The 22,390-nt window shown below is 56.9% G+C and carries 20 protein-coding genes and 1 tRNA gene; 10 read left to right on the top strand and 11 right to left on the bottom strand.

Going from position 1 to position 22,390, the window contains the following annotated elements:
* Positions 1-135: 135 nt before the first annotated feature.
* Positions 136-789: a Crp/Fnr family transcriptional regulator gene (locus QMP16_RS03750; protein ID WP_233493432.1), complete on the top strand. Its 654-nt coding sequence runs from the start codon at positions 136-138 to the stop codon at positions 787-789.
* 2 nt (positions 790-791) lie between these two features.
* On the opposite strand, the gene QMP16_RS03745 is transcribed toward QMP16_RS03750, so the two are convergent.
* From QMP16_RS03745 to QMP16_RS03710, 8 genes are all read right to left on the bottom strand, one after another.
* The gene (locus QMP16_RS03745) at positions 792-2,015 is read right to left on the bottom strand and encodes a hypothetical protein (protein ID WP_282151264.1); all 1,224 of its coding nucleotides are present in this window, start codon (positions 2,013-2,015) and stop codon (positions 792-794) included.
* On the bottom strand, positions 2,012-3,517 hold the full coding sequence (locus tag QMP16_RS03740) for a VWA domain-containing protein (protein ID WP_282151263.1): 1,506 nt from the start codon (positions 3,515-3,517) through the stop codon (positions 2,012-2,014). Before QMP16_RS03740 ends, QMP16_RS03745 begins: the two co-directional genes overlap by 4 nt.
* Positions 3,514-4,455, bottom strand: a complete 942-nt coding sequence (locus QMP16_RS03735) for a VWA domain-containing protein (protein ID WP_282151262.1) — start codon at positions 4,453-4,455, stop codon at positions 3,514-3,516. The genes QMP16_RS03740 and QMP16_RS03735 overlap by 4 nt, the downstream gene beginning before the upstream one ends.
* Positions 4,456-4,496: 41 nt before the next feature.
* Positions 4,497-4,970 carry a DUF4381 domain-containing protein gene (locus QMP16_RS03730; RefSeq protein WP_282151261.1) on the bottom strand — a complete coding sequence of 158 codons (474 nt, stop codon included), beginning with the start codon at positions 4,968-4,970 and terminating at the stop codon, positions 4,497-4,499.
* A complete protein-coding gene (locus QMP16_RS03725; RefSeq protein WP_282151260.1) occupies positions 4,967-5,914 on the bottom strand; it encodes a DUF58 domain-containing protein in 948 nt (315 codons plus the stop codon). Before QMP16_RS03725 ends, QMP16_RS03730 begins: the two co-directional genes overlap by 4 nt.
* A gap of 17 nt (positions 5,915-5,931) precedes the next feature.
* Positions 5,932-6,909, bottom strand: coding sequence for an AAA family ATPase (locus QMP16_RS03720; RefSeq protein WP_282151259.1), 978 nt, complete (start codon positions 6,907-6,909; stop codon positions 5,932-5,934).
* A gap of 108 nt (positions 6,910-7,017) precedes the next feature.
* Complete coding sequence (locus QMP16_RS03715; protein ID WP_282151258.1) at positions 7,018-8,130, bottom strand: acetoin utilization protein AcuC; 1,113 nt, start codon at positions 8,128-8,130, stop codon at positions 7,018-7,020.
* Positions 8,131-8,133: 3 nt separating this feature from the next.
* Positions 8,134-9,219: an AI-2E family transporter gene (locus tag QMP16_RS03710; RefSeq protein ID WP_282151257.1), complete on the bottom strand. Its 1,086-nt coding sequence runs from the start codon at positions 9,217-9,219 to the stop codon at positions 8,134-8,136.
* Between the two features lie 178 nt (positions 9,220-9,397).
* On the opposite strand from QMP16_RS03710, the gene QMP16_RS03705 reads away from it, so the two are divergent.
* The 3 genes from QMP16_RS03705 to QMP16_RS03695 all read left to right on the top strand — a co-directional run bounded on the left by QMP16_RS03705 (position 9,398) and on the right by QMP16_RS03695 (position 12,448).
* Complete coding sequence (locus QMP16_RS03705) at positions 9,398-10,264, top strand: YihY/virulence factor BrkB family protein (RefSeq protein ID WP_282151256.1); 867 nt, start codon at positions 9,398-9,400, stop codon at positions 10,262-10,264.
* Positions 10,261-12,162, top strand: a complete 1,902-nt coding sequence (locus QMP16_RS03700) for a multiheme c-type cytochrome (protein WP_282151255.1) — start codon at positions 10,261-10,263, stop codon at positions 12,160-12,162. Before QMP16_RS03705 ends, QMP16_RS03700 begins: the two co-directional genes overlap by 4 nt.
* Before the next feature lie 97 nt (positions 12,163-12,259).
* Complete coding sequence (locus QMP16_RS03695) at positions 12,260-12,448, top strand: hypothetical protein (RefSeq protein ID WP_058277992.1); 189 nt, start codon at positions 12,260-12,262, stop codon at positions 12,446-12,448.
* Between the two features lies 1 nt (position 12,449).
* Here the strand turns inward: QMP16_RS03695 and QMP16_RS03690 are convergent, their stop codons facing one another.
* Both QMP16_RS03690 and QMP16_RS03685 read right to left on the bottom strand, forming a co-directional pair.
* A complete protein-coding gene (locus QMP16_RS03690; protein WP_058271698.1) occupies positions 12,450-13,166 on the bottom strand; it encodes an RlmE family RNA methyltransferase in 717 nt (238 codons plus the stop codon).
* Positions 13,166-14,278, bottom strand: coding sequence for a Ppx/GppA phosphatase family protein (locus QMP16_RS03685; protein WP_109311858.1), 1,113 nt, complete (start codon positions 14,276-14,278; stop codon positions 13,166-13,168). The genes QMP16_RS03690 and QMP16_RS03685 overlap by 1 nt, the downstream gene beginning before the upstream one ends.
* Before the next feature lie 241 nt (positions 14,279-14,519).
* On the opposite strand from QMP16_RS03685, the gene QMP16_RS03680 reads away from it, so the two are divergent.
* The 5 genes from QMP16_RS03680 (at position 14,520) to QMP16_RS03660 (ending at position 18,501) form a co-directional block, all read left to right on the top strand.
* On the top strand, positions 14,520-14,816 hold the full coding sequence (locus QMP16_RS03680) for a virulence factor (protein WP_058271696.1): 297 nt from the start codon (positions 14,520-14,522) through the stop codon (positions 14,814-14,816).
* A gap of 26 nt (positions 14,817-14,842) precedes the next feature.
* Positions 14,843-15,769, top strand: a complete 927-nt coding sequence (locus QMP16_RS03675) for a methylenetetrahydrofolate reductase (RefSeq protein WP_282151254.1) — start codon at positions 14,843-14,845, stop codon at positions 15,767-15,769.
* A 9-nt stretch (positions 15,770-15,778) separates the two neighbouring features.
* Complete coding sequence (locus tag QMP16_RS03670; RefSeq protein WP_058277989.1) at positions 15,779-16,840, top strand: methyltetrahydrofolate cobalamin methyltransferase; 1,062 nt, start codon at positions 15,779-15,781, stop codon at positions 16,838-16,840.
* 384 nt (positions 16,841-17,224) lie between these two features.
* Positions 17,225-17,298: transfer RNA gene (locus QMP16_RS03665), tRNA-Gly, on the top strand.
* Between the two features lie 240 nt (positions 17,299-17,538).
* Positions 17,539-18,501, top strand: a complete 963-nt coding sequence (locus QMP16_RS03660; protein WP_282151253.1) for a DUF6492 family protein — start codon at positions 17,539-17,541, stop codon at positions 18,499-18,501.
* 123 nt (positions 18,502-18,624) lie between these two features.
* On the opposite strand, the gene QMP16_RS03655 is transcribed toward QMP16_RS03660, so the two are convergent.
* A complete protein-coding gene (locus QMP16_RS03655; protein WP_282151252.1) occupies positions 18,625-20,667 on the bottom strand; it encodes an ASKHA domain-containing protein in 2,043 nt (680 codons plus the stop codon).
* A gap of 218 nt (positions 20,668-20,885) precedes the next feature.
* On the opposite strand from QMP16_RS03655, the gene guaB reads away from it, so the two are divergent.
* Positions 20,886-22,334 (top strand): IMP dehydrogenase, encoded by a 1,449-nt coding sequence (guaB, locus tag QMP16_RS03650; protein WP_282151251.1) that lies wholly within the window; start codon positions 20,886-20,888, stop codon positions 22,332-22,334.
* Positions 22,335-22,390 lie beyond the last annotated feature (56 nt).

The following is a 22,390-nucleotide window of genomic DNA, read 5'->3' as shown; positions in this document are numbered from 1 at the left end:
ATTGATTCCCGATAGGAAAAATTCACATTACGTCGAGAATCGAATAGCCTTACCTTAGGCTATGACAATGCTCGGAAACCTATCATATGATGAGATTGATGAATACTAATGTTTGAAAACCCACGTGACCGACAGATGCTGCTTGCCTCAGGGTGGTTCGGGGCGCGAGGCGCAAGCTTTCAATCGGATTTACTTGCATGCGGGGTCGCAAAATCTTTCGATGAGGGTGAGGCGCTGTATAACTACGGAGATCCCGCCAACGGGGTCTTTGCGGTTCTAGAGGGTTCCGTTCAAATCACTGCACCTGCGGATGACGGGCAGGACTTCGTTGTCCACAGGCAGGGTGGCGGGTTCTGGATCGGTGATCTTGCGTTGTTAGCCGAGTCCAACCGACTGGTAAGTGTTGTTGCGACACAGAAAACGCGAGCATTGTTTTTTCCGTCTCGGCGGCTGGACCGACTTGTTCGTGACAACCCCGAATATGTTCGTGATTTCTATGCTTTATCGCATGAGAACATGCAAACTGCGCTGCGCATCATGGCAAATTTGGCAGTGACCGGGGCGGAAAAACGGTTGGTTCTGCGCCTTTTGCACCTGGATGAAGGGGCCTCAAAATCCGATGGGTGGATCGTCGTGTCACAGGATGAACTGGCCGAAATGGTGGCAGTGTCGTTGCCTACGCTACACCGTAAATTGCACAACTTGGTAGAGCTGGGATTGATCGAGCTTGGGTATGGCCGCGTACGGCTTAAGGATAGGCGCAAGTTGATCGCCGCCTGCCAGTGCTGACCCTACGGGTTAAGCGGCGGTAGCGGGTTCCGAGCGCGGTGTTCCGCTTGGTTCATAACCTTGAGTTCGGACAATGCCGCTGCCCAAGCCTCGGGTTTTGGGCCCGTGCGTGATGAGTATCTTGCGGCCCCGATCCTTGCCAGTTGTTCTTCCAGGCCAATTGCCTTGTCGGGGGTGTCGCTTCGCAGCTTCCACATCTCCAAGGCAGAATAAGACATTGAAATATCATTGGCTTGCAAGGCTTCCCTCAATGCATCCAACGCAAAGTCCGGAGATATTCGATATCTGTTGCGCCGCACCTGTTTCCAACTTGTGACACGTGGAACAAGGAACCGTACAAATGCCCAAAGAACCAATGTCAAACCAGCCGCCAAGGCAAGCAAACTGAAAATCGTATCCGCATCCGGCGGCCGCCACTTCGGTGGAGCAAGCGTTAGATCAACCGCGTCGATATTAATTTTCTCAACCTTATTGGTGTCCAGATTGTACCACCGGATCGTGATAGGCTGCAGTTGGGTCTGGCCACCTTGTTGCGCAAGATAGACGATCTCATCAACGCGCTGGCCAGACAGAACACCCCGGTCTTCGCTTTCGGTAAAACGCGGCTCTTTCGGATAGGCGCTCAGAAGCGGGTCCTGTATGCCGGGGATCAATTCCGGCACCAGAAGGGGCGTCGTGCCGACAATTTTGGCAGTCAGGCGTCGAGTGATGGCACCCCCGTTTTCCATTTCGGTTGATCCGTCGATCTGCTGGTCGACCGTGAAGCCCGTGGCCAGGATCAGCGGGTCCAGATCGCGTGCGCCCTCTGGTACAACGGCGTTCAAGGTCATTTCGGGCAAGGGAACATTGACCGTCGTTGGAGCATTCGTTTCGGGATCGGCAAAGGTCACCACAACCTCTTGCTTGCCGAATTCAATCGGCCCAGCCAGAAGCGGATACAGACGGTAGCTGCGTTGAACACCGGACCAGGTCTCGCCATCCACAGTTTCGCTGATTGGGCCGGAAGCACGCTCAGGCAGGCGAACAAGCATGTTTTCTTGTTCGAGCGACGGAAAAACCGGCGGGGACGGCATGAAAGTGGGGACAAGAACCTTTATCCGTACGATGGCCGGTTGCCCGACAGTAACCGGATCGGTCGGTGCCTCGGCTGTGACCTGCGGTTGAACACCTGTCTGCGCCCCCAGCTGTGCCGGGAAAAACAGCATGAGGAATATGAGGTATCTCATTGCTGCTGCTCCTGATTTTCCAACAGGAAGCGATTTCGCAGAAAGTCCTGCATATCTGTGTCGATCGTGCTGATCCACTGATCGGCAGACATAGCCTGCGCACCTTCGGTCGGGGCCTGAATGGTCGTGTCCTCGCCGCGCCCGGCTTCATTGTCAAAGACTGTGTCATCGGCCCCGATGCCCGCTTCTTCGCCTGTGTCCGACTGCTCCCGGGTTGTTTCAACGAAGTCGAGGATCGCTTTGGAAACGTCCAAGTTGTGCTGCGCTTCGGGCCAGTCTGGTCGACGCTCCAAAGCTGTTTCGAACGCTGCTATGGCTGGCCTGTACTCGCGGTTTCGAATGCGCGCCATTCCCTCGGAAAAGGCGGCCTCAGGCGTGTCCAGTTCGGCAAAAACTGCCGCGGCTTCGGGGTACTGACCTGCTTTCAGCTGCGCATAGCCCTTGTGATACGGGTCTTCAAACAGCTCTGCCGCCTGAGCATAGCGTTTCTGGTTCATCGCAATCTGCCCCTGTTGATCCGGGGTCAGAAACCAATCCCGCCAACCATCGGCCCTTACGGGCCCTGATGGAGCTGTAAAAAATACAGCCAGCATCACCAAACGGATCACCCAACCGCGCCGGAACCAAAGTAACGACAATAGCGCGGCGGGCCAGGCCAACATCCACCCTCTGTCCTGCCAGTCCAATCGATCATCGTCGTCCAGCGCCGCAGTGTAAGCGGATTGAATTTGACGCTCTAAGTGGTTGATATCACGTTCATCGTTAGAGAATGGCACGATCGTCGCGGTCCTCAGGTCGTTTAACTGAGCGATGTTTTGACCGTTCGGCAGCATTGTTAGAAAGAACACGGGCACTGTTGTGTTCTCAAAAGCAGAGAGTTGAGACGGGTCGAGGTCGTCCAGAACAAACAAAACTGCGCCGGGTGTATCTCTGTCGTTCAGGATCGTTTCGGCGAGGGTCAGTGCGTCCGCGGCTGCGTCCCCCTGTTTTGGCATGACTGCTGGCGCGAGGCCCTCCAAAAGCGGGCGCAGGATGTTGGCGTCTTCGGTCAGGGGCACAACGCTGTGTGGGGTTCCGGCGTAGGCGATCAACGCCGTCTGTGCTCCGACACGCGCATTGATAAGATCAGTCACTTTGAACTTGGCCCGATCCAGCCGGGAAGGTGGCAGGTCCGGGTCCTCCATACTGTTCGTGACCTTCAGTGCTATTACCAGCGGTGCCGTGTCCGTAACCAAAGGGTTCGGGGCCCGTGACCATGTGGGTCCGGCCGCGGCTAAGGTGACCAGGGTTGCTGCGATCATCGCGACGTCTATCGGGTACACACGTTTCTTGTTTTCTGCCCCCAAGGTCAGGGCAGCGGCAAGGTGCGGCGCGATGCCGGTTATGGATTGGGAGTGCGAATTGGGTTTGGGGCGCATCACCCACCAGAGGATCGCAATAGGGATGAGGAACAGCAGCCAAGAGGCTCGCAAGAAATGGAAATCTGCCAACGCGCCGCTCATGCTGCACCTCGACGCCGTTGGATGACATGTTGACCGGTCATGGACATGAGCATTGTCAGCAATGCCAACGCAAGCGGGTAATGGGCAAGGCTTTCACGTGGTCTGTAGCTTTGCGTTTCCACGACCCGGGGGTTGAGCTCGTCAATGCGTGCGTATGTGTCAGCCAATGCTTCTTCGTCATCTGCAAAGAAGTATTCACCGCCCGTACGGTCTGCGATGTCCTTTAAGGCATCCAGATCCACCCGGTCCTCGCCCGAGGCGTCAGGATCACCAACGCCGATTGTGTAGATGACGACGCCTTTCTCGGCCGCGATTGCTGCGGCGTTTACCGGCGTCATGCGACTGGACGTATCCGCCCCGTCGCTTAGAACGATCATCAAGCGCTGGTCGACTTCGCTGGAGTCAAAGGTGCGTATGCCCAGACCAATTGCATCCCCCAGCGCAGTATTGGGACCGGCCATGCCAACTTGAGTTTGATCCAGGAACCCATTCAAACTGTTCAGATCTTCCGTGAAGGGGGCTTGGACAAAGGCCCGAGTACCAAAGATGATTAAAGCCATCCGGTCGCCTTGGCGTTCGGCAATAAATTGACGCAGCACATCCTTAACCGCGGCCAGCCGTTGTTTTGGAGCGCCATCCGTTGTTGTGAAGTCCCGCTGGTCCATCGATCCTGAAATGTCCAAGGCAAGCACCACGTCGCGCGCCGACTTTTCGATAACCAATGGTTCACCAAGTTTTTCGGGGCGGGCCATGGCTGCTACCAAAAGAAGCCAGATTAATGCGATTGTGGCGGCCTGAAACCGTGCTCGGCGGGGAATGACGGATCCTGACTTGGGTTCAACTCCAGCGGCCTGTGCGACATGGCGAAAGAATGGGATGCGGATCGAGCTGCTTTTTTCGCGATACGGTGGGGCAAGCCGATACACTAAAAATGGCAACGGGAGCAGGAGGAAAACCCAAGGTGCGGCAAAGGAGAACATCACGCTGGCCTTTCCCGCTTATGGGACTTGATCCAATTTCGCGCGAGGATTTCCAGATCAGGATCGGCTTTTACATCTCTGTATGGAGCTTCCACAAGTTGGCGGCCAGCGCCATCAGTAAAGGTAACATTATCAGAGGTTTGGTTTAGGAAGTTGGTCCATTCTTCTCCATGCAGTGCAGCGACTTTCCGACGTGGATACGCGACCAGAGCTGTACGGCGGAGTATCTCGGCTATCTTTGCGGCGTCGTTGTCTGACGCAGCCAATTCGATCAACGCTTCACGCCGGTATGCATTAAACTGTCGGTGGCGAAGAAAGGCGTAAACGCAAAGGATGATAAGGCCAGCAAGGATTAGGGCCAAAACGCCCCATCCCCAAGTCTGCGGCATCATGGATATGGGCTCTGGCGCCGGGGCAGGTTCCAGCATGTCCAGCAGGTCAACCAGTGATTTGCCTTCGACATCGACGCTCATCTTCGGCTTCCGGGATGACCAAATAGCTTGAGCAACTGGTCGAGCGTCGGCTCCGCCGTGGTCAGCGGTACTACGGGAAATCCATAGCGGCGCGACCACGTCTGTAGCTGGGCAAGTCGATCTTCCAGCGCTATTCTTATTCGGTGCGACAAATCGGGGTCCGAGCTGTCGAGTTCAATCTGGCGGTCGCCATCGGACACCGTAAGCCGAAGGTTCGGGGCAAGTTCACGCGAACTGGGATCAGAAATATTGAACAATATCAAATCATTCGAGGCAGAAAGTCTGCTTAGTAGTTTCTCTGACACCTCATTCAGCCCATCGAAATCAGAAAAGACACACACCAAAGTATTGGTATGCGCGATCCGCGCGGCCTGTTTCAGCATATCATTCAACACCACGGTTGGCTCATCCCGCAACGTTGCGCGTAGGTTTGAATTCAGCGCGCCCACGGATGACAGGAACCGCGTCAGGGCAGCGGGTCGGCGTTGGGGTCGGTGTTCGGCCACATCGGAATCGCCAAAGACGATCCCGCCGACCCGGTCGCCTTGCCCCAGCACCCGGTGTGCAGAGATCGCCGCGGCTTCGGCCGCGATGACCGATTTCATGTAGACTTGCGTGCCGAAAAACATCGAAACGCGCTGGTCCACAAGCAAAAGGGCGGGGCGGTCGCGTTCCTCGGTATAGACCCTAATATGGGGTTCTCCGGTGCGCGCGGTCACTTTCCAGTCGATGGTACGGATGTCGTCCCCGGGCAGATAATTCCGCAGTTCTTCAAAGTTCAGACCGCGCCCGCGCAAGCGTGAGGCATGCCGGCCGTTTAGGATCGAACGGGCAGGTTGGCTGGGCAGCAGGCTGATCGCGCGGGACTTTGGACCCAGCTTTAAAAGGTGGTCCGCATCAACGTGTATGCGTGGGTCGTCGGGATATGCGGCGGTCTGGGACACGCGGCGTTCCTTTGGTTTCAGGGCAGCGCAACAAGCTGCAGGATTTCCGAAATCACATCATCCGCAGATTTGGCGCTGCCTTGTGCTTCGAAGCTCAGGGTGATGCGGTGGCGGAATACATCATGGGCGATGGCGCGAATATCGGCCGGGTCGACATAGTCGCGTTGGTTCATCCAGGCATGCGCGCGACCGCATTTGTCCAAAGCAAGCGAGGCGCGCGGGCTTGCTCCGATGTCGATCCAGCTGGCCAGCTCTTCACTGAGCGCGCCGGGCGTTCTCGTGGCCTGCACCAGATCGGCCATGTAGCGGTCCATCGCGTCGGATACGTGGATCTGACCGATTTCAGAACGCGCGGCGAATACGGCGTCCTGCGGGATTGTCGGCGGCGCTTCATTGGTTGCGCCTTTACCCGCCGCGATTTCTTCGCCCCGAACCAGACGGATCACCTCAACCTCATCCTCAACCGGGGGGTAAGTGATCTGAACATGCATCAGGAACCGGTCCATTTGCGCTTCGGGCAAGGGATAGGTGCCTTCCTGTTCGATCGGGTTCTGGGTCGCCATCACAATAAACAGCGGTTCCATTTTATGCGTGGTTCCCGAGACGGTAACTTGCCGTTCTTCCATCGCTTCAAGCAACGCAGCCTGAACTTTGGCGGGAGCGCGGTTGATCTCGTCCGCGAGAACGATATTGGCGAAGATAGGTCCTGGTTCGAACCGGAATGTGCCACCGTCATCGGTCTGCTGAAACACCTCGGTCCCCGTGACGTCCGATGGCAGCAGATCCGGAGTGAACTGAATCCGGCTGAAACGTGCATCCAGGTTACGTGCCATTGCCTTTACCGCGCGGGTCTTGGCCAAACCTGGAAGCCCTTCGATCAGCAGGTTTCCGTTGGCCAACATCCCGATCAGCAGGCGGTCGATCACGTCAGTCTGTCCGATAATGGATTGTCCCATTCGGGCTTTGAGATCATTTATCTGATTAAGTGCATTCATTTGGCGGGTCCAATCGGCGTCAATTTTCCAAACTGACTTTGTGATTTTGTGCGGTAATTAGAAAATGTGTCGTAACAGCGGTATGTTAGCAGCCTTTGTTTCGCCGATCTACCGTGAAATCCGCGCGGTCAGTCGGCGCAAATCTTCCTTCAGTTCTGGTCGGATAGGTCCGTGATTTGGCGCGTCGCGCAGCGTTCGAAGCCAGTGAATCGGAGGATTTCGGCCAGCTGCCCGGTTCCAGGTCAATGCGTCGAGGATGGCTTGCGCGTCCGCCTCCAGCACTTCGGGGATGTCGAAGTCGTTCAAGGTGGCCCAAACACCAGTCCACAAGCGGCCAACTGACCACGGGTTATAACCGCCTCCGCCCAGGACCAGAACGCGTGGCGCAAGACCTTTCAGTGCGGCGACGGCCTTCCAGTGGGAATTGTTCGACAGCGCCAGGCGCGACAGCGGGTCCTCGGCAACCGCATCGGCGCCGCATTGCAGGACAAGGGCTTGCGGTTTGAAGGCCTCTGCCGCGGGCAGGATCAGCTGGTCGAGAATGGCGTCAAATTCATCATCGTTGAGGTCTCTGGACACCGGAAGGTTAAACGCCGCGCCACCCGCGTCATCATCAAGCCTTCCGGTGAACGGCCAACGGCGGGCTTCATGAATGGAAATCATCCGAACCTTGTCTGAGCCCTGAAAGGCGGCCTCGACCCCGTCGCAGTGATGGGCGTCGATATCGACGTAGACAATCCGGTCCAGGCCCATTCGCAACAGGGTCAGGATCGCCAAAACCGGGTCGTTCAGATAGCAAAACCCATTGGCACGGTCGGGCAGGCCGTGATGTGTTCCGCCCGCAGGATTGTAAACAATGCCGCCATCGCGGATCAGTTCGGCGCCCAACATGGATCCTCCGGCCGCAGTGGCGGGGCGTCTGTACATCTCGGGGAATACCGGGTTGGACAGCGTGCCCAGCGCATAGGTCGAGCGTACGTCATCCGAGACGCTTTGAGCTTTTTCCGCAGCCTGCAGCGCATCTATGTAGTCTGGTGTGTGAAAGCGGTGCAGCGCGCCGGGTTTTGCACGGGGGCTGACCCTGTAATTTTCCGAATTGATCCAGCCCAGCGCGCGGCACAGGTCCATGACGGTGGAGACGCGCGGGATAGCCAGCGGGTGTTTTGAACCATAGGTCGAATGGCGATAGATCTCGGACCCTATGAAGATCGGGTTTTGCACAGATTATTGGGTCCGTGCGGGTGCGTTGTCATCACCAAGGCGGCCATCGAGAGACATCAGAATAGCCACTGGCCTTAGGGCAGGAATGTGGCTGAAGATGATCAGAATGCAGACAGTCAACGGAACACTCAGGAACGCACCGATCAGCCCCCAAACGGTTGTCCAGAACGTCAGCGCGAGGATCACCAGAAACGTAGACATGTTCAGCGACCGGCCCAGCAAGGCGGGGTCAACAAAATTGCCGATCAGAAACTGGATGGTGCCGCAACCAAGCACGATGATCAGGAAAGGCCCAATTGTTTCATATTGAACCAGCGCAATCATGGCCGGAAAAATCACCGCGATGATCGAACCGATGGACGGGATGAAGTTCAGCGCAAAGGTCAGCACGGCCCATGTTTCGGCGTATTCAAGCCCAAGCGCCTTGAATACCGAGTAACTGATGCCTGCCGTGACTAGGCTGATGAAGGTTTTTACCCCGACATAACGCTGCAGGCTGTCGGTGATCGCATCCAGAATTGTGGTGAATTCGGCCCCGGTTTCGGGATTGCCCGCAGCCAGTTGTATCTTTTTGCGAAAAGCCAGACGCTCGGCCATCAGGAATGCCACGTACAGGCTGATCAGGAAAAATTGGTTCAGCAGCGATGTTGCACTGCTGAGCAACACACGCGCGACATAGGACATGTCGATACTGACCAGATTGTCACGGATAAACGTGGTGACGTCATTGCCAACCAGCCCTGTGACCCGGTTCACGGCGCCGTCGAACTGGGTTTCATACGTGCTGATGGATCGGGCGAACTGCGTCGCCTGGCTGCCGAGGATGTACATGATCACGAACAAGCCAGCCAAAACAACTGTGACTGCGGCGATGTTGGCCAGCCAGACGGGCACCCGCGCCATTGAGATAACCCGGTCGCTCAGCGCGATAATCAAAACGTTGATCAACAAAGCCATGGTCAGCGGGATCAAGAATGCTGAGCCCGCGTAAAGTCCCAGCACAATCAGTGTGGCAACAATTGTCGTGTCCCGGACAACCGACAGCCTCAGCCGCGGGCCGCCCGTGTTCTGATCAGGTTCCAAAGTCATCGCTTAGCCCGCCTGTGATGCCGCGTGGCACGTTACAACGATTGGTGGTCGCTCTGGTAGATGATCCTGCACCGCTGGACGAGATTCTGCAATGTGCCCAAATATTTGGGCGAGATAATTTACGTTCTGAAGGGATTTGCCATTTCAGAGCAAAGCTGAGGCGGGTTAGGCTGAGCGCATGAATGCACGTGTGATTCCTTTCGTTGGTAGACCGGTTCAAGCCTTGTGGCTGGCCGTAGTGCGGTTCAACAACAAAAACGGGTTCGTGATGAGCAGCCACGTCGCCATGTCTCTGATGATGGCCTTGTTTCCATTTGTGTTGTTCACTGTGGCTTTGGCGGGGTCGTTGTCTCAGGGTTATGTCACTGATGAACTGATCGAGCTTGTGTTTGGGGCGTGGCCCAAAGATGTCGCGGGGCCAATCGTGGCTGAATTGCGGGCCGTCCTGCAGGAATCCGGCTCGGGCGTCATAACGCTGGGTGGTCTATTGGCGATCTTCTTCGCCTCAAACGGTGTGATGGCGGTGCGGGCGGCCATGAACCAAGCTTATCACGATAGCGACGTTTGGCCGTTCTGGAAAACCCGGTTGCTGTGCCTGGGGCTGGTGATTGTTGGTGGTGTTGCCATTCTGGCCATTGCCGCGGTCGAAGTTGTTTTGCCCGCCTACACCCAACTAGTAAGCGAGAAGACTGATGTGAACGTGTCGGACTGGTTGTCGGTAGACAGGTTGCGCTGGACCTTCACGGTTGCGGTTCCGGCGGGCACTGTCCTGTTGGCGCATCTGATCCTGCCAACGCGGCGGCACAAGCTGATGCAAATCCTGCCTGGCGTCGTTCTGACGTTGGCCTTGTGGGCGGCCGGCGGGTGGGGGTTCTCGATCTACATCGCGCAATTTGCCAGCTACAGCGCCACGTATGCGGGTTTGGCTGGCGTCATGGCGGCGCTGATCTTTTTGTACCTGTGCGCGGCAATTCTGATCCTTGGTGCCGAATACAACGGCGCTTTGATGGATCTGGAAGACAATCAGGATCGGGGTTCTCAGTGAAATTTCTGACGTTGTGTGTCGGGCTGTTTGTGCCTGTGGCCGCCTTTGGCCAGTCTCCGGCCTATGTCGGGTCGGATCAATGTGCCGATTGCCACAAGGACGAGGCGGCGGCATGGTCTAATTCCCACCACGCGCTGGCCTGGACCGAGGTTGAAGACGGGGCTGTTGTTGCCGATTTTGGCGGAACGCGGTTCGACCATGACGGGATGTCCGTTGAATTCACCGACACCGAAGGCGCGCTGAGCGCAAAAGTCACGGAAAAAGGCGGAGTGACCACCGAATACGGCGTACATTCCGTCGTCGGCATTGAGCCGTTGCAGCAATACTTGTTCGAAACAGAACCCGGCCGGTTGCAGAGTTTCGATGTTGTTTGGGATACCGAGAACAAGCAGTGGTTTCACCTCTATCCCGAACAGGATTTACCCCCAGATGACGGGTTGCACTGGACCGGACCCTACAAGAACTGGAATGCACGGTGTGCGGAATGTCACGCGACCGGTTTTGAGAAACAGTACAACGCTGAAACCAGAACGTACGACTCGGTACAGGCCGAGATCGGGGTAGGGTGCGAAAGCTGCCATGGCCCGGGTTCTGCGCATATCGAGTGGGTCGGGGGGCAAAGCCTGCCGCAGGGTCTGGGCGATACCGGGTTCTTGATGGATTGGGGTAAGGGCCAGACCGAGGCCGAGATTCAGCAATGCGCCGGGTGTCATTCTCGTCGTGAGGCGCATGGAGATGGCAACCCGCTGCCCGGAACGCCCTATCATGACGCCTACAATCTGGCGGTCCTGCGTCCGGGATTGTACCACCCGGACGGTCAGATTTTGGATGAAGTCTATGTGTACGGCTCATTCCTGCAATCCAAGATGTATGACCGCGGCGTGGGTTGCATGGATTGTCACGAGCCGCATAGTGCGAGTCTGAGGGCAGATGGAAACGGGGTGTGTACGCAGTGTCACTCGCCTGCCGCGAATCCCAAGTTTCCAACCCTGGCTGCCAAAGAGTACGACGTGCCGGAACATCACAATCACCCAGAGAATAGCGAGGGTGCGCAGTGCAAGTCCTGCCATATGATCGAGCGTGTCTATATGGGTGTCGACGGCAGGCGCGATCACAGTTTCCGTGTACCTCGTCCCGATTTGGGGCTGGGGCAGGATGCCTGTACGGATTGCCATTCGGATCAGGATCAGACATGGGCCGCCCAACAGATCGAAGGCTGGTTTCCTGACAGCGCGCATCGAGAACCGCATTTTGGATCGGCCTTTCAGGCAGCAACGCTTGGTCGTGCGGATGGGCCAGGCGAGCTACTGGACATCGCAACCGATCCTAATCAGCCCGGCATCGTGCGCGCCACGGCTGCCTATCTGCTGCAACCTTATGGATCTGCCGACGTGGCAGCCAGAACGGCAGAGTTATTGGCGGACGAAGACGCTTTGGTTCGCGCAACGGCGGCACCGCTGCAGCGTCAGGCCAGCTTGCCCGATCAAATCCAACGGCTTGAGCCGCTGCTGTCCGACCCGTTGCGAAACGTCCGCATTTCGGCAGCGAAAGAGTTTCTGAACATTCCACCGCAGGCCCTGACCGCGAAACAGCAGCAATTGTCGGGGCAGGGCATGTCCGAGTGGCAGTCGGCGATTTCCAACCGACTGGATTTTCCTGAAACGCATCTTGTGCTTGGCGGGATGGCCCTAACGTTCCGCAATGCGCCAGCTGCCGAGCGGGCGTTTCAAGAGGTGGTTACCCTTGACCCGCAACGCGCCGAAGCCTGGCCAATGCTGGTGCAGCTGGCGCAGATCAATCGTGGGCCTCAGGCCGCACGCGATGTTCTGGAGCAGGGGTTAGAGATCATCCCAGAGGACCCAAACCTTTTGCAGTTGAAGCAGCAACTGCGCCGCTGAAACGGCACGGCTTGGCCCGGTTTTCGTCATTTTCCCGGCAAATTTTACAGTTACCGATCAAGCTGAGGCAAGAATTGCCCCAGCTTATAGGTGACACATGTTTCTCAAACCGGTCCACACGTCCAAGCTCAAAAAGCCACTGGCTTTGTCGCAACGGATCGAGGAATTGCGGGCCCGACCACCGGAATACATCAATCACGGCGAAGCGTTGTTGATACAAGGTATTGCCGCCGCTTCACTGCGCGAACAGGTGCTGACCGAAGACCGGATTTCTCTGGACGATTGAGTCAGCCGCGAAACCCGGTTGCGACCACGAACTTCTCGGAACTGTCCGAACGCGACGCGGGTGGTTTCACATTCGCAACCTTGTCGAATTTCTGCTTCAGCAGCTTTTGCAGATCGCCTTCGGCGCCACCGGCCAAAACCTTGGCAACGAAAGTGCCGCCCTCTTCCAGAACGTCAAAGGCGAAGTAAGCCGCCGTTTCGCACAGAGCCATTATGCGCATGTGGTCGGTTTGCTTGTGCCCAGATGACGACGCGGCCATGTCCGACATCACCACGTCAGCCTTACCGCCCAGCCACTCTTTGACTTTGTCGTCGGCATCGTCTTCCATGAAGTCCAGCACATGTGCCTCGGCACCTGCGACCGGTTCGACCTCTTGCAGGTCGACACCCAGAACTGTGCCGATCCGCTTGCCGGAACGTTCGCCCAGCGCGTTCACTCGTTTGACCGCGACTTGCAACCATCCACCCGGCGCACAGCCCAGGTCGACGACACGTGCACCCGGCACGAGGAACCGGTACTTTTCGTCCAGCTCCAATATCTTAAACGCTGCGCGCCCACGGTACCCTTCGACCTGCGCACGTTTCACATAGGGGTCGTTCAGCTGCCGCTCGAGCCAACGGGTCGAGCTGAGCTTACGCCCGCGTGCAGTCTTTACCTTGACCTTCAGGTCACGCTGCCCGCGCCCCGAGTTGTTTTTGCCACTTGGTGTCTTCGCCATCAGAACGGTCCGTCTTCCAGTACGCCGTCCGCGCTCATCTGCGCATAAAGCAGGCCTTCGCGCAGCCCCCGGTCCGCCACGGAAAGGCGGTCGGTGGGCCAGCATCTTAACAGCGCCTGCAAAATGGCCGAGCCGGACATGATCAGCGCCTGCCGGTCATCCCCAATACGGGGATCACGTCGGCGACCCTGAGGGCCGAGTTCTAGATACCCTCGTATGACTTTGTCAATCTGATCGCTGGTCATGCGCAAACCATCGACCTTGGTCCGGTCGTAGCGCTTGAGCCCAAGGTGCGAGGCCGCAACGGTTGTAACCGTGCCACTGGTACCGACGATCTGGAACCCAAGGCGGGCTTGCTCGTCCTTGTAAGGCGCGAAATCGGCGAGGTTTTCTTCGAAAAACCAACTCATCAGAGCAAAGCGAGCCGAGTCATCTTCGACGTCGTTAAACTGGTCGCGTAGGGTTGCAACACCCAGGGGTACGCTGATCCAGTCGACGACTTTTGCCGCAGGGAAGGGGCTGTCAGTCGTGTGAAACCCATGGTGCAACCGCATGATCGCGGCGGGGCGGTCCCGGCGCGGTACGGATGAGATGTCGATCCACACCAGTTCGGTTGATCCGCCACCAATATCCACGACCAGCAATTGATCGGTCTTGGTGGACACCAACGGCGCGCAGGAGATCACGGCCAAGCGCGCCTCTTCCTCGGGCTGGATGATCTCAAGCGTCAGTCCGGTTTCGCGTTTTACCTGCCGGATAAATTCGCGTGAGTTTTTGGCACGCCTGCACGCCTCGGTTGCGACCAGACGCATGCGCCTGACCTTGTTGCGTTTCAGCTTTTGCTGACAGATGCGAAGCGCCTGTATGGTGCGCGCCATAGAAGACCGAGACAACCGTCCGGTCCGTTCCAAACCCGCGCCCAATTGCACGGATTTGGAAAAGCTGTCGACCACATGGAAGCCGCTGCCCTTAGGCTGGGCTATCAACATGCGGCAACTATTGGTTCCCAAATCCAGCGCCGCATACAACGCATCTGGATCGGGTCTTGCCGGCGCGGGGCTTTCGACCGCCTTCGGGAACGCGCCCGCACCTTTGGGACGCTTGGGCGCCATATTAAACGCCCTCCGATTTTCGAGTTACCCCGACCATAGGTCGGGCGATTGCGTCGTGCAAGACGCTCATTAAAGTGATGAGAATTTTGATATGCGCGTTTGGTTCAGTCTTCGTTACAACCCCGGTATCCCATCGCGGGCAAAAACGTCGCTGGAAATGCGCCGTGTGTCGAAAATCGACCGACTTGCCCCCACATAGACGTTTAGAACCGGTCCATCTGGTTAGGAGGAATCAAACGCAATGCCTGACGTCACCATTGTTTACTGGCGCGATATTCCCGCCCAAGTCATCGTCGGCAAAGGCCGTCGTGGCGCAAAGCGGCAATTGGAGGAACGGTTCGAACAAGCCATCGACCGCGCGGCCATGAAGGTGAACGCCAAGGATAGCGATGCCTATCTGGCCGAGTGGCGCAAGGCGGCCCCCTTTGCAGTCGACGGCGACCCGTCCGAGATTGCCGAGGCCGAAGCCACGCGTTTGGAAACAGAATACGATCAGGACCGCATCAAAGCCCTGATCGCCAATGACGGTTGGGCATGAGCCCGAGACATCTATGGGAGGCCGCAATGGCTTTGCTGAACTTCAAGAAACGTGATGCGGTCGAAAACGGCCCTGTAAACCCGACCGTCGAAGCCTTTTTGCAAGGCTATTCGATCGAGGTGATGCCGCGCACCGCCGAAAAGGTCGAAGATTTCCGCGCGCTGCTGCCAGAAGGCACCCGCGTTTACATTGCTCATATCGAAGGCACGCCCATCGAGGATATGGTCAAAACCGCCAAGCGGATCGCCGACGAAGGCTATCCAGTGATGCCGCACTTCCCGGCGCGGATCATCAAGGATGCGGCGACTTTGGAAAACTGGATCTCGATGTATCAGGGCGAGGCAGGCGTTGATCAGGCATTGCTGTTGGCCGGTGGGGTTACCAACCCGCATGGCGATTTCGATAGCTCGATGCAGTTGCTGGAAAGTGGTCTGTTCGACAAGGCAGGCTTCAAGCGTCTGCACGTCGCGGGTCACCCTGAGGGCAACAAGGATATCGACCCCGACGGCTCGACTAAGAATGTCGACGACGCATTGCGCTGGAAGCAGAAATTCAGCGAGACCACTGATGCCGAAATGGCGCTGGCAACACAGTTTGCGTTTGAAGCCAAACCGATCATCGAATGGGCCGACAGTTTGAAAGAAGCTGGTATCGATATTCCGGTTCATATTGGTATCGCCGGTCCGGCCAAGCTGCAGACGCTGATCAAGTTTGCCATCGCCTGCGGTGTTGGCCCGTCGCTGAAGGTCCTGCAAAAGCGTGCCATGGACGTGTCAAAGCTGCTGCTGCCCTACGAGCCGACCGATGTGATCACCGAGCTGGCCAACCACAAGGCGGCCAACCCGGATTTCAACATCACCAATGTACACTTCTTCCCGCTTGGCGGCATCAAGACCAACGCCAACTGGGCCATCAATAACGGCGGCGCTTCGGCAAAGCCTGTAAACTCCTAAGGAACGGACATGACGCGTACAGTCGTAGAATCAAAAACAAAAACTGCCGTTCTGGGCTTTGACGAACCGTTCTGCGTGATCGGTGAGCGGATCAATCCGACGGGCCGTAAGAAACTGGCGGCCGAGTTGGAAGCCGGCGATTTCTCGACCGTCGAGAAAGACGCGTTGGCGCAGGTTGCCGCTGGCGCAACCGTTCTGGATATCAACGCAGGCGTTGTCTACAATTCGAACCCCAACCCGAACGAGACCGAACCGCCACTGATGCGCAAGATCGTCGAGCTGGTGCAGGGTCTGGTTGACGTGCCGCTATGTGTCGACTCGTCCGTTCCCGGCGCTTTGGAAGCTGGTCTTGAAGCTGCCGAGGGCCGCCCATTGCTGAACTCGGTCACCGGCGAAGAAGATCGTCTGGAACTGGTTCTACCGCTGGTCAAAAAATACAACGTGCCGGTTGTTGCGATCTCGAACGATGATACCGGTATTTCCGAAGATCCCGATGTGCGCTTCGAAGTGGCCAAGAAGATTGTTGAGCGGGCCGCCGATTTCGGTATCCCTGCGCATGACATCGTTGTTGACCCGCTGGTGATGCCCATCGGCGCGATGGCAACCGCGGGTCAGCAGGTTTTTGCGCTGGTCCGTCGCCTGCGCGAAGAACTGGGCGTAAACACGACTTGTGGTGCTTCGAACGTGTCCTTTGGTCTGCCAAACCGCCACGGGATCAACAATGCGTTCCTGCCGATGGCAATGGGCGCAGGTATGACGTCGGCAATCATGAACCCGGTGGCGCTGCCTGTGGGTCCCAAAAAGCTGGCCGAGAAAAAGGCCGAGGTCGAAGCCAAGGGGATCATTCTGCCTGCGGACATGGATGACGAAACCTTCTGTCAGCTGTTCGGTCTGGGCTCGACCAAGCCGCGCGCCGGTAAGGAAATGGAAGCTATCCGTGCCGCCAACCTGCTGACCAATAATGACCCGCATGGTGGCGAGTGGATTCGGTTCAACAAATCCCCGGAAGAGGCCGGCGCAGCGGGCGCTGTTGGTGGCCGTCGTGGTGGCGGGCGTCGTCGTCGCGCATGATCCATTCACTTCTAGTGAACAAAGGCCGGACCAAGTGTCCGGCCTTTTTTCGTATTGAGTCTGATCGCCGCCGGAACCTGACAAGATCGCTAGATTAGTGGCGATATCGCGATACCCGTCACGTACGAAGATGAGTCAACCTCGTCGCCCAACACAGGCAGACGCTGACTTAAGCAAGCGTTTGGGAAAAATGAATATTTCGAGGGGCTGGTCGATCTGCAAGCGCAACTGGCGTTGAGGCAGAAGGTATTTCTAATTCACGGAACCAGGTGCGTTGTCCTGTTCGAAGGCTGTAGTGCGTCTGGACGGAAAAAGGCGGCGCCGCTTTTCCGATGATGGGTTCTTGAAGTCGATGAGCCTCTGATGATATCGGTGAAAAACGCGGCGGGTATGATGTAATGGTAGCCTGTCAGCTTCCCAAGCTGAACGCGCGGGTTCGATTCCCGCTACCCGCTCCATTTTATTCCCTATTGAAACAACTTTCAGAGGAATCGTGTGTTTCAAATCAGCGAATGAGGCAGCCAGATTTGTAGCGGCAATCCGGCGCAAGCCTTTCGGTGATAATGGTGATACCGATGTCTTCGCTTTAGTTTCGCTGTGGACTACATTCAGTTTTCGTAGTGTTGGCAATTGAATGCGCCTGTATCACAACCAATTCCGCACCTCAAAACACGTCCCAAGTATCTGAAGGCCCTGACATGATTACATTTGTTACTGTGGTTCATCACAGGGATTTAGCATTGTTAGCGTTGCAAGCAAAATCTATGGCTCAGTTTGTCGACCGAGAAACCACTTCCAAAATAATAGTTGTAGTCAACGATCAACAAGAACATCACATGAGGTCTGGTTTAGAAGAGATGCTTCCAAACTACGGTGCGCTCTCGGGGATCGTTACTTTTCTTAGTGGCGACGATATGTTTATGAAAAGTTGGGCAGGATTTCCTGGGTTGAAGTCCCGGTATATCAACCGTTTGCTATTTCATAGACACAGAGGTTGGCGAGGAAACAACGGTTATCGAATTCAGCAAGCGATTAAGTTGGCGGCGGGAAGGGTATCCCCAACCGAGCAAATTGTGATCCTTGACGCAAAGAATTTGTTTGTCAGCCCTTTGATGAACAGGGACTTTTTTGGCTTTGAAAATAGACCTTTAACCTCCTTCCAACCCGTAGCGGAGGGGATTCATAAGAATTGGTTGGCTGAAAGCCTCAATGTGCTCTCTATGAAAAAAAGAATCTCTGATATTCCCGAAACGACCAAATTCGTTACTCCGTTTCCAGTCACCAAAGAAATACTAAGTGCTGTATGTCGAGATGTAGAAGCAAAAAATGGAGCTTTGGAGGTGCTGTTCGCTTCCAGAAAGAGGCCATCGGAGTTTATGCTAATTAACGCGTGGGCGATTGATAACTTTGGGAGTCCAAGAAGCGTTTTCGGCGAAGAAAAACGCCGACACGTAGGATATTGGCCTGATGGCGGGCAGGTTGGATTCTTAGAAATGATGAGTGCCATTGATGACCCAAACACTCTTACTATCGCTGTACACTACAAGGCGCTGAAACTGCTTTCAAATAGAGAACTTGGTAGGCTTGCTCTTGCACTGGAAAAGAAAAATATTGGCTCACAGGCCGAAATTCTTTCGTTGTTGAATGATGTTAAGAGTTGAACTGCGCCATAGGCCAGCTGGTCCTCATAGGTCAGCCATTTGGATCCGGACGAATATTTTCCCCAGTACTCAGCCTGTTCCTCGTTTGCGATCTGCATGTCGCCTCCCTTAGTTCAAGGGTGACTATGACCGCCTGCGCCGTCTGCGACCAGAGCCTTCTTCTCCACCACCGGCATTGAAGGAAGGCGAGGGCAGAGTGACCACCTGCGCCAATTCCGGGAACGGGTCCGTCTTGTGCGGGATGGCATTTGCGGCGACGAAATGGTCCTGAAATTTCGGCTCGATGGCTGTTTCGACCTTGGTGATCTCGCGTACGACACGCTCAATCTCGGACCGGGCGCCAATGTTGCACAAGGCAATTCGCGCGCCGGTACCAGCCGCGTTGCCGGCACTTGAGACTTTGTTCAAAGGCGCATCGGGGATCATACCCAGAACCATCGCGTGCTTGGTCGAGATATGCGCGCCGAACGCCCCGGCCAGCACGACGCGATCCACCGTGTCGACGTTCATTTCATCCATCAACAGGCGCGCACCGGCATAGAGCGCGGATTTGGCTAGCTGGATGGCGCGGATATCGCCCTGCGTGACCGTTATGCGCGGACCGCCCTCGGCGCTGGCGTCGTGGATCAGATAGGCGTGGGTGCGGCCTTCGGGGACGCAACGTACGGTGCCGGTCTGGCCTGCAGACCCGATCAGGCCGCTCTCGTCCAAAAGCCCGGCGATTCGCATTTCGGCGACCGCTTCGATAATGCCCGAGCCGCAGATGCCGGTGATGCCGCTTGTCGCAATCTCTTGATCGAAACCTTCCTCGTCGGACCATTTTTCGGACCCGATCACGCGAAAGCGCGGTTCCTTGGTAACAGGGTCGATTTCGATGCGCTCAATAGCGCCGGGTGCGGCTCGCTGACCGGAACTGATTTGCGCGCCTTCGAATGCCGGGCCGGTGGGCGAGGAACACGCCAAGACGCGGCTGGTATTGCCCAACAGGATTTCAGCGTTGGTGCCCACGTCCACGATTAGCACGAGGTCTTCGGACTTTCCCGGTTCCTCCGACAGTGCCACCGCGGCGCAGTCGGCGCCGACATGGCCCGCAATACAGGGCAGGATATAGACCTGTGCGCGCGGGTTCATATTTGTCAGGTCCATCTCACGCGCGGGCAGGGACATGCTTTCCGAGGTCGCCAAAGCAAAGGGGGCCTGACCTAACTCAACCGGGTCCAGACCCAGCAGCAGGTGGTGCATCACTGGGTTACAGACGAACACCGTTTCCACGATCAGTTCGGAGTTAATCCCGGCTTCCTCAGAGATTGAGGTGGTCAGATCGTTGATCGCCTCACGCACGGCTTTGGTCATCTCCTGATCACCGCCCGGGTTCATCATCGAATAGGAAACGCGGCTCATAAGGTCTTCGCCAAAGCGGATCTGCGGGTTCATCAGGCCCGAGGACGCCTTGACCTCGCCGGTCTCCATATTTGTCAGGTGCGCCGCGATTGTGGTCGAGCCAAGGTCGATGGCCAGACCATAAAGCCCATGTTCATGCAATCCGGGCCAGATTTCGACCACGCGCGCCACTTCATCCTTGTGGCCTTTGTGGAGGGCGACAGTGACCTCCCATTTGCCCTTGCGCAGGACGGGCTGCAGCTTGGACATCAGCGAAAGATCGGCGGTGATGGCGTCAATGTTCCACTGCTCGCGCAGCGCGCGCTCCAGCCTTTCCAGATCGCCTGTTGGCGAATGCATGTCGGGCTCTTCCACCACCACGAAATACAGCCGGGTTGCCGGGTCCATCGTAATGGCCCGTGCGGTGGCGGCCTTGCGAACAACCTGACGGTGGACCTGGCTTTCGGGTGGGACATCGATCACGATGTCGCCTTGAACCGTCGCCTGACAGCCCAGGCGACGGCCCGATTTCAAGCCGCGTTTGTCATCGTAACGCTGTTCGACCGCGTTCCATTCGCTCAGCGCGTTCTCGGATGCGGTTACGCCGTGTTTAGGAAACTCGCCATAGCTGGGTGTGATCTGACATTTCGAACAAATCCCACGGCCGCCACAGACCGAATCCAGATCCACACCCAACTGCCGTGCAGCGGTCAGAACCGGAGTGCCCACGGGGAAATGCCCGCGTTTGCCTGACGGAGTAAAGACGACAAGGGGGTCGGTGGTCATTTTTTGGCCTGCCTTTTGTATTCGCGCGTATGCCCGGCAAGATATGGGTTTGTGCGCAAAGGGAAAGGCCATTCAGCGGCACGTTTTGAACGTCTTGCGTCGTTTTTTGCCGCAGTATCGGCCAGCGAAGGGAAACTAGTTTAGGTCAGGGGCTTTTCCTTAGGTTAAATCCATGTAATAGGGTCACCGCCAAACGGGCTTTTGCATGGGGTTAACAGATGCAGATTCGTGAGGCACTTACCTTTGACGATGTTTTATTGGTTCCGGCGTCCTCGTCGGTGCTGCCGGCGACGGCGGATACAGCCACACGTGTGACGCGTGAAATCACGATGAACATCCCGCTGCTCAGCTCGGCCATGGACACGGTGACCGAGGCGCGCATGGCCATCGCAATGGCGCAGGCAGGCGGTATCGGCGTTGTTCACAAGAACCTGACGGTCGAAGAGCAAGCCCGAGAGATTCGTCGCGTGAAGCGATTTGAGTCGGGTATCGTATACAACCCGGTCACGCTGAGCGTGAACCAAACGCTGGCGGACGCAAAAGCACTGGTGCAGCGCTATAACTTTACCGGCTTTCCGGTCGTCGATGAAAGCGGTCGCGTCGTGGGTATCCTGACCAATCGCGATATGCGCTTTGCGACCTCGGACGAGACGCCGGTTCACGTGATGATGACATCGGACAATCTGGCGATGCTGCAGGAACCTGCAGATCTGGAAGAGGCCAAGAGCCTGATGAAAGCGCGCCGGATCGAAAAACTGCTGGTGGTCGATGGCGAAGGCAAGCTGACAGGCCTGCTGACCCTGAAAGATACCGAACAAGCCGTGCTGAACCCGACCGCCTGTAAGGACCGGTTGGGTCGTTTGCGGGTCGCTGCGGCGACATCTGTTGGCGATTCTGGTTTCGAACGGTCCGAGCAATTGGTGGATTCGGGTGTTGATATCATCGTGGTCGACACTGCACATGGGCATTCGCAAGGCGTTCTGGACGCGGTGCGGCGGGTCAAGACACTCTCGAACGAGGTCCAGATCATTGCGGGCAATGTAGCGACGAGCGAGGCCACCAAGGCGCTGATCGATGCCGGGGCGGATGCAATCAAGGTTGGCATCGGGCCGGGCTCCATCTGCACAACCCGGATGGTTGCAGGCGTCGGTGTACCTCAATTGACAGCGATCATGGACTGCGCGACGGCCGCCGGAGAGGTTCCGGTCATCGCCGATGGTGGCATCAAATTCTCGGGTGATTTTGCCAAGGCAATCGCGGCAGGCGCGTCCTGTGCAATGGTTGGCTCGATGATCGCGGGAACGGATGAAAGCCCGGGTGAGGTGATCCTGTACCAGGGCCGTTCGTTCAAATCTTATCGCGGAATGGGCAGCCTTGGCGCCATGGCGCGCGGGTCGGCGGATCGCTATTTCCAGAAAGACGCGGCCAGCGACAAGCTGGTTCCCGAAGGGATCGAAGGGCAGGTGCCCTACAAGGGATCGGCCAGTGCAGTAGTTCACCAGCTGGTCGGCGGCCTGCGCGCGGCGATGGGTTATACCGGCTGTGCAACGGTCGAAGAAATGCGCAAGAACTGTAACTTCGTCAAAATCACCGGCGCTGGCCTGAAAGAAAGCCATGTGCATGACGTTCAGATCACGCGTGAAAGCCCGAACTATCGGGTAATGTGACGCAACAGAGTTTGCAGCACGGCGCCCCGACGCGGGCGCCGTTTTGCGTTTTTTGG

It is taken from the genome of Ruegeria atlantica (assembly GCF_947495585.1).
GTDB lineage: Bacteria > Pseudomonadota > Alphaproteobacteria > Rhodobacterales > Rhodobacteraceae > Ruegeria > Ruegeria atlantica_G.
Note: the sequence above shows the minus strand (reverse complement) of the source record. Positions and strands in the feature narration are given on the sequence as shown.

Bases quoted from the DNA above. Each gene is read 5' to 3' on its own strand.
- QMP16_RS03730 (WP_282151261.1), bottom strand. From the start codon at position 4,970: ATGAGCGTCGATGTCGAAGGCAAATCACTGGTTGACCTGCTGGACATG.
- QMP16_RS03680 (WP_058271696.1), top strand. From the start codon at position 14,520: ATGCCTGACGTCACCATTGTTTACTGGCGCGATATTCCCGCCCAAGTC.
- QMP16_RS03740 (WP_282151263.1), bottom strand. From the start codon at position 3,517: ATGAGCGGCGCGTTGGCAGATTTCCATTTCTTGCGAGCCTCTTGGCTG.
- guaB (WP_282151251.1), top strand. From the start codon at position 20,886: ATGCAGATTCGTGAGGCACTTACCTTTGACGATGTTTTATTGGTTCCG.
- QMP16_RS03685 (WP_109311858.1), bottom strand. From the start codon at position 14,278: ATGGCGCCCAAGCGTCCCAAAGGTGCGGGCGCGTTCCCGAAGGCGGTC.
- QMP16_RS03675 (WP_282151254.1), top strand. From the start codon at position 14,843: ATGGCTTTGCTGAACTTCAAGAAACGTGATGCGGTCGAAAACGGCCCT.
- QMP16_RS03655 (WP_282151252.1), bottom strand. From the start codon at position 20,667: ATGACCACCGACCCCCTTGTCGTCTTTACTCCGTCAGGCAAACGCGGG.
- QMP16_RS03720 (WP_282151259.1), bottom strand. From the start codon at position 6,909: ATGAATGCACTTAATCAGATAAATGATCTCAAAGCCCGAATGGGACAA.
- QMP16_RS03695 (WP_058277992.1), top strand. From the start codon at position 12,260: ATGTTTCTCAAACCGGTCCACACGTCCAAGCTCAAAAAGCCACTGGCT.
- QMP16_RS03750 (WP_233493432.1), top strand. From the start codon at position 136: ATGCTGCTTGCCTCAGGGTGGTTCGGGGCGCGAGGCGCAAGCTTTCAA.
- QMP16_RS03690 (WP_058271698.1), bottom strand. From the start codon at position 13,166: ATGGCGAAGACACCAAGTGGCAAAAACAACTCGGGGCGCGGGCAGCGT.
- QMP16_RS03705 (WP_282151256.1), top strand. From the start codon at position 9,398: ATGAATGCACGTGTGATTCCTTTCGTTGGTAGACCGGTTCAAGCCTTG.
- QMP16_RS03745 (WP_282151264.1), bottom strand. From the start codon at position 2,015: ATGAGATACCTCATATTCCTCATGCTGTTTTTCCCGGCACAGCTGGGG.
- QMP16_RS03660 (WP_282151253.1), top strand. From the start codon at position 17,539: ATGATTACATTTGTTACTGTGGTTCATCACAGGGATTTAGCATTGTTA.
- QMP16_RS03710 (WP_282151257.1), bottom strand. From the start codon at position 9,219: ATGACTTTGGAACCTGATCAGAACACGGGCGGCCCGCGGCTGAGGCTG.
- QMP16_RS03670 (WP_058277989.1), top strand. From the start codon at position 15,779: ATGACGCGTACAGTCGTAGAATCAAAAACAAAAACTGCCGTTCTGGGC.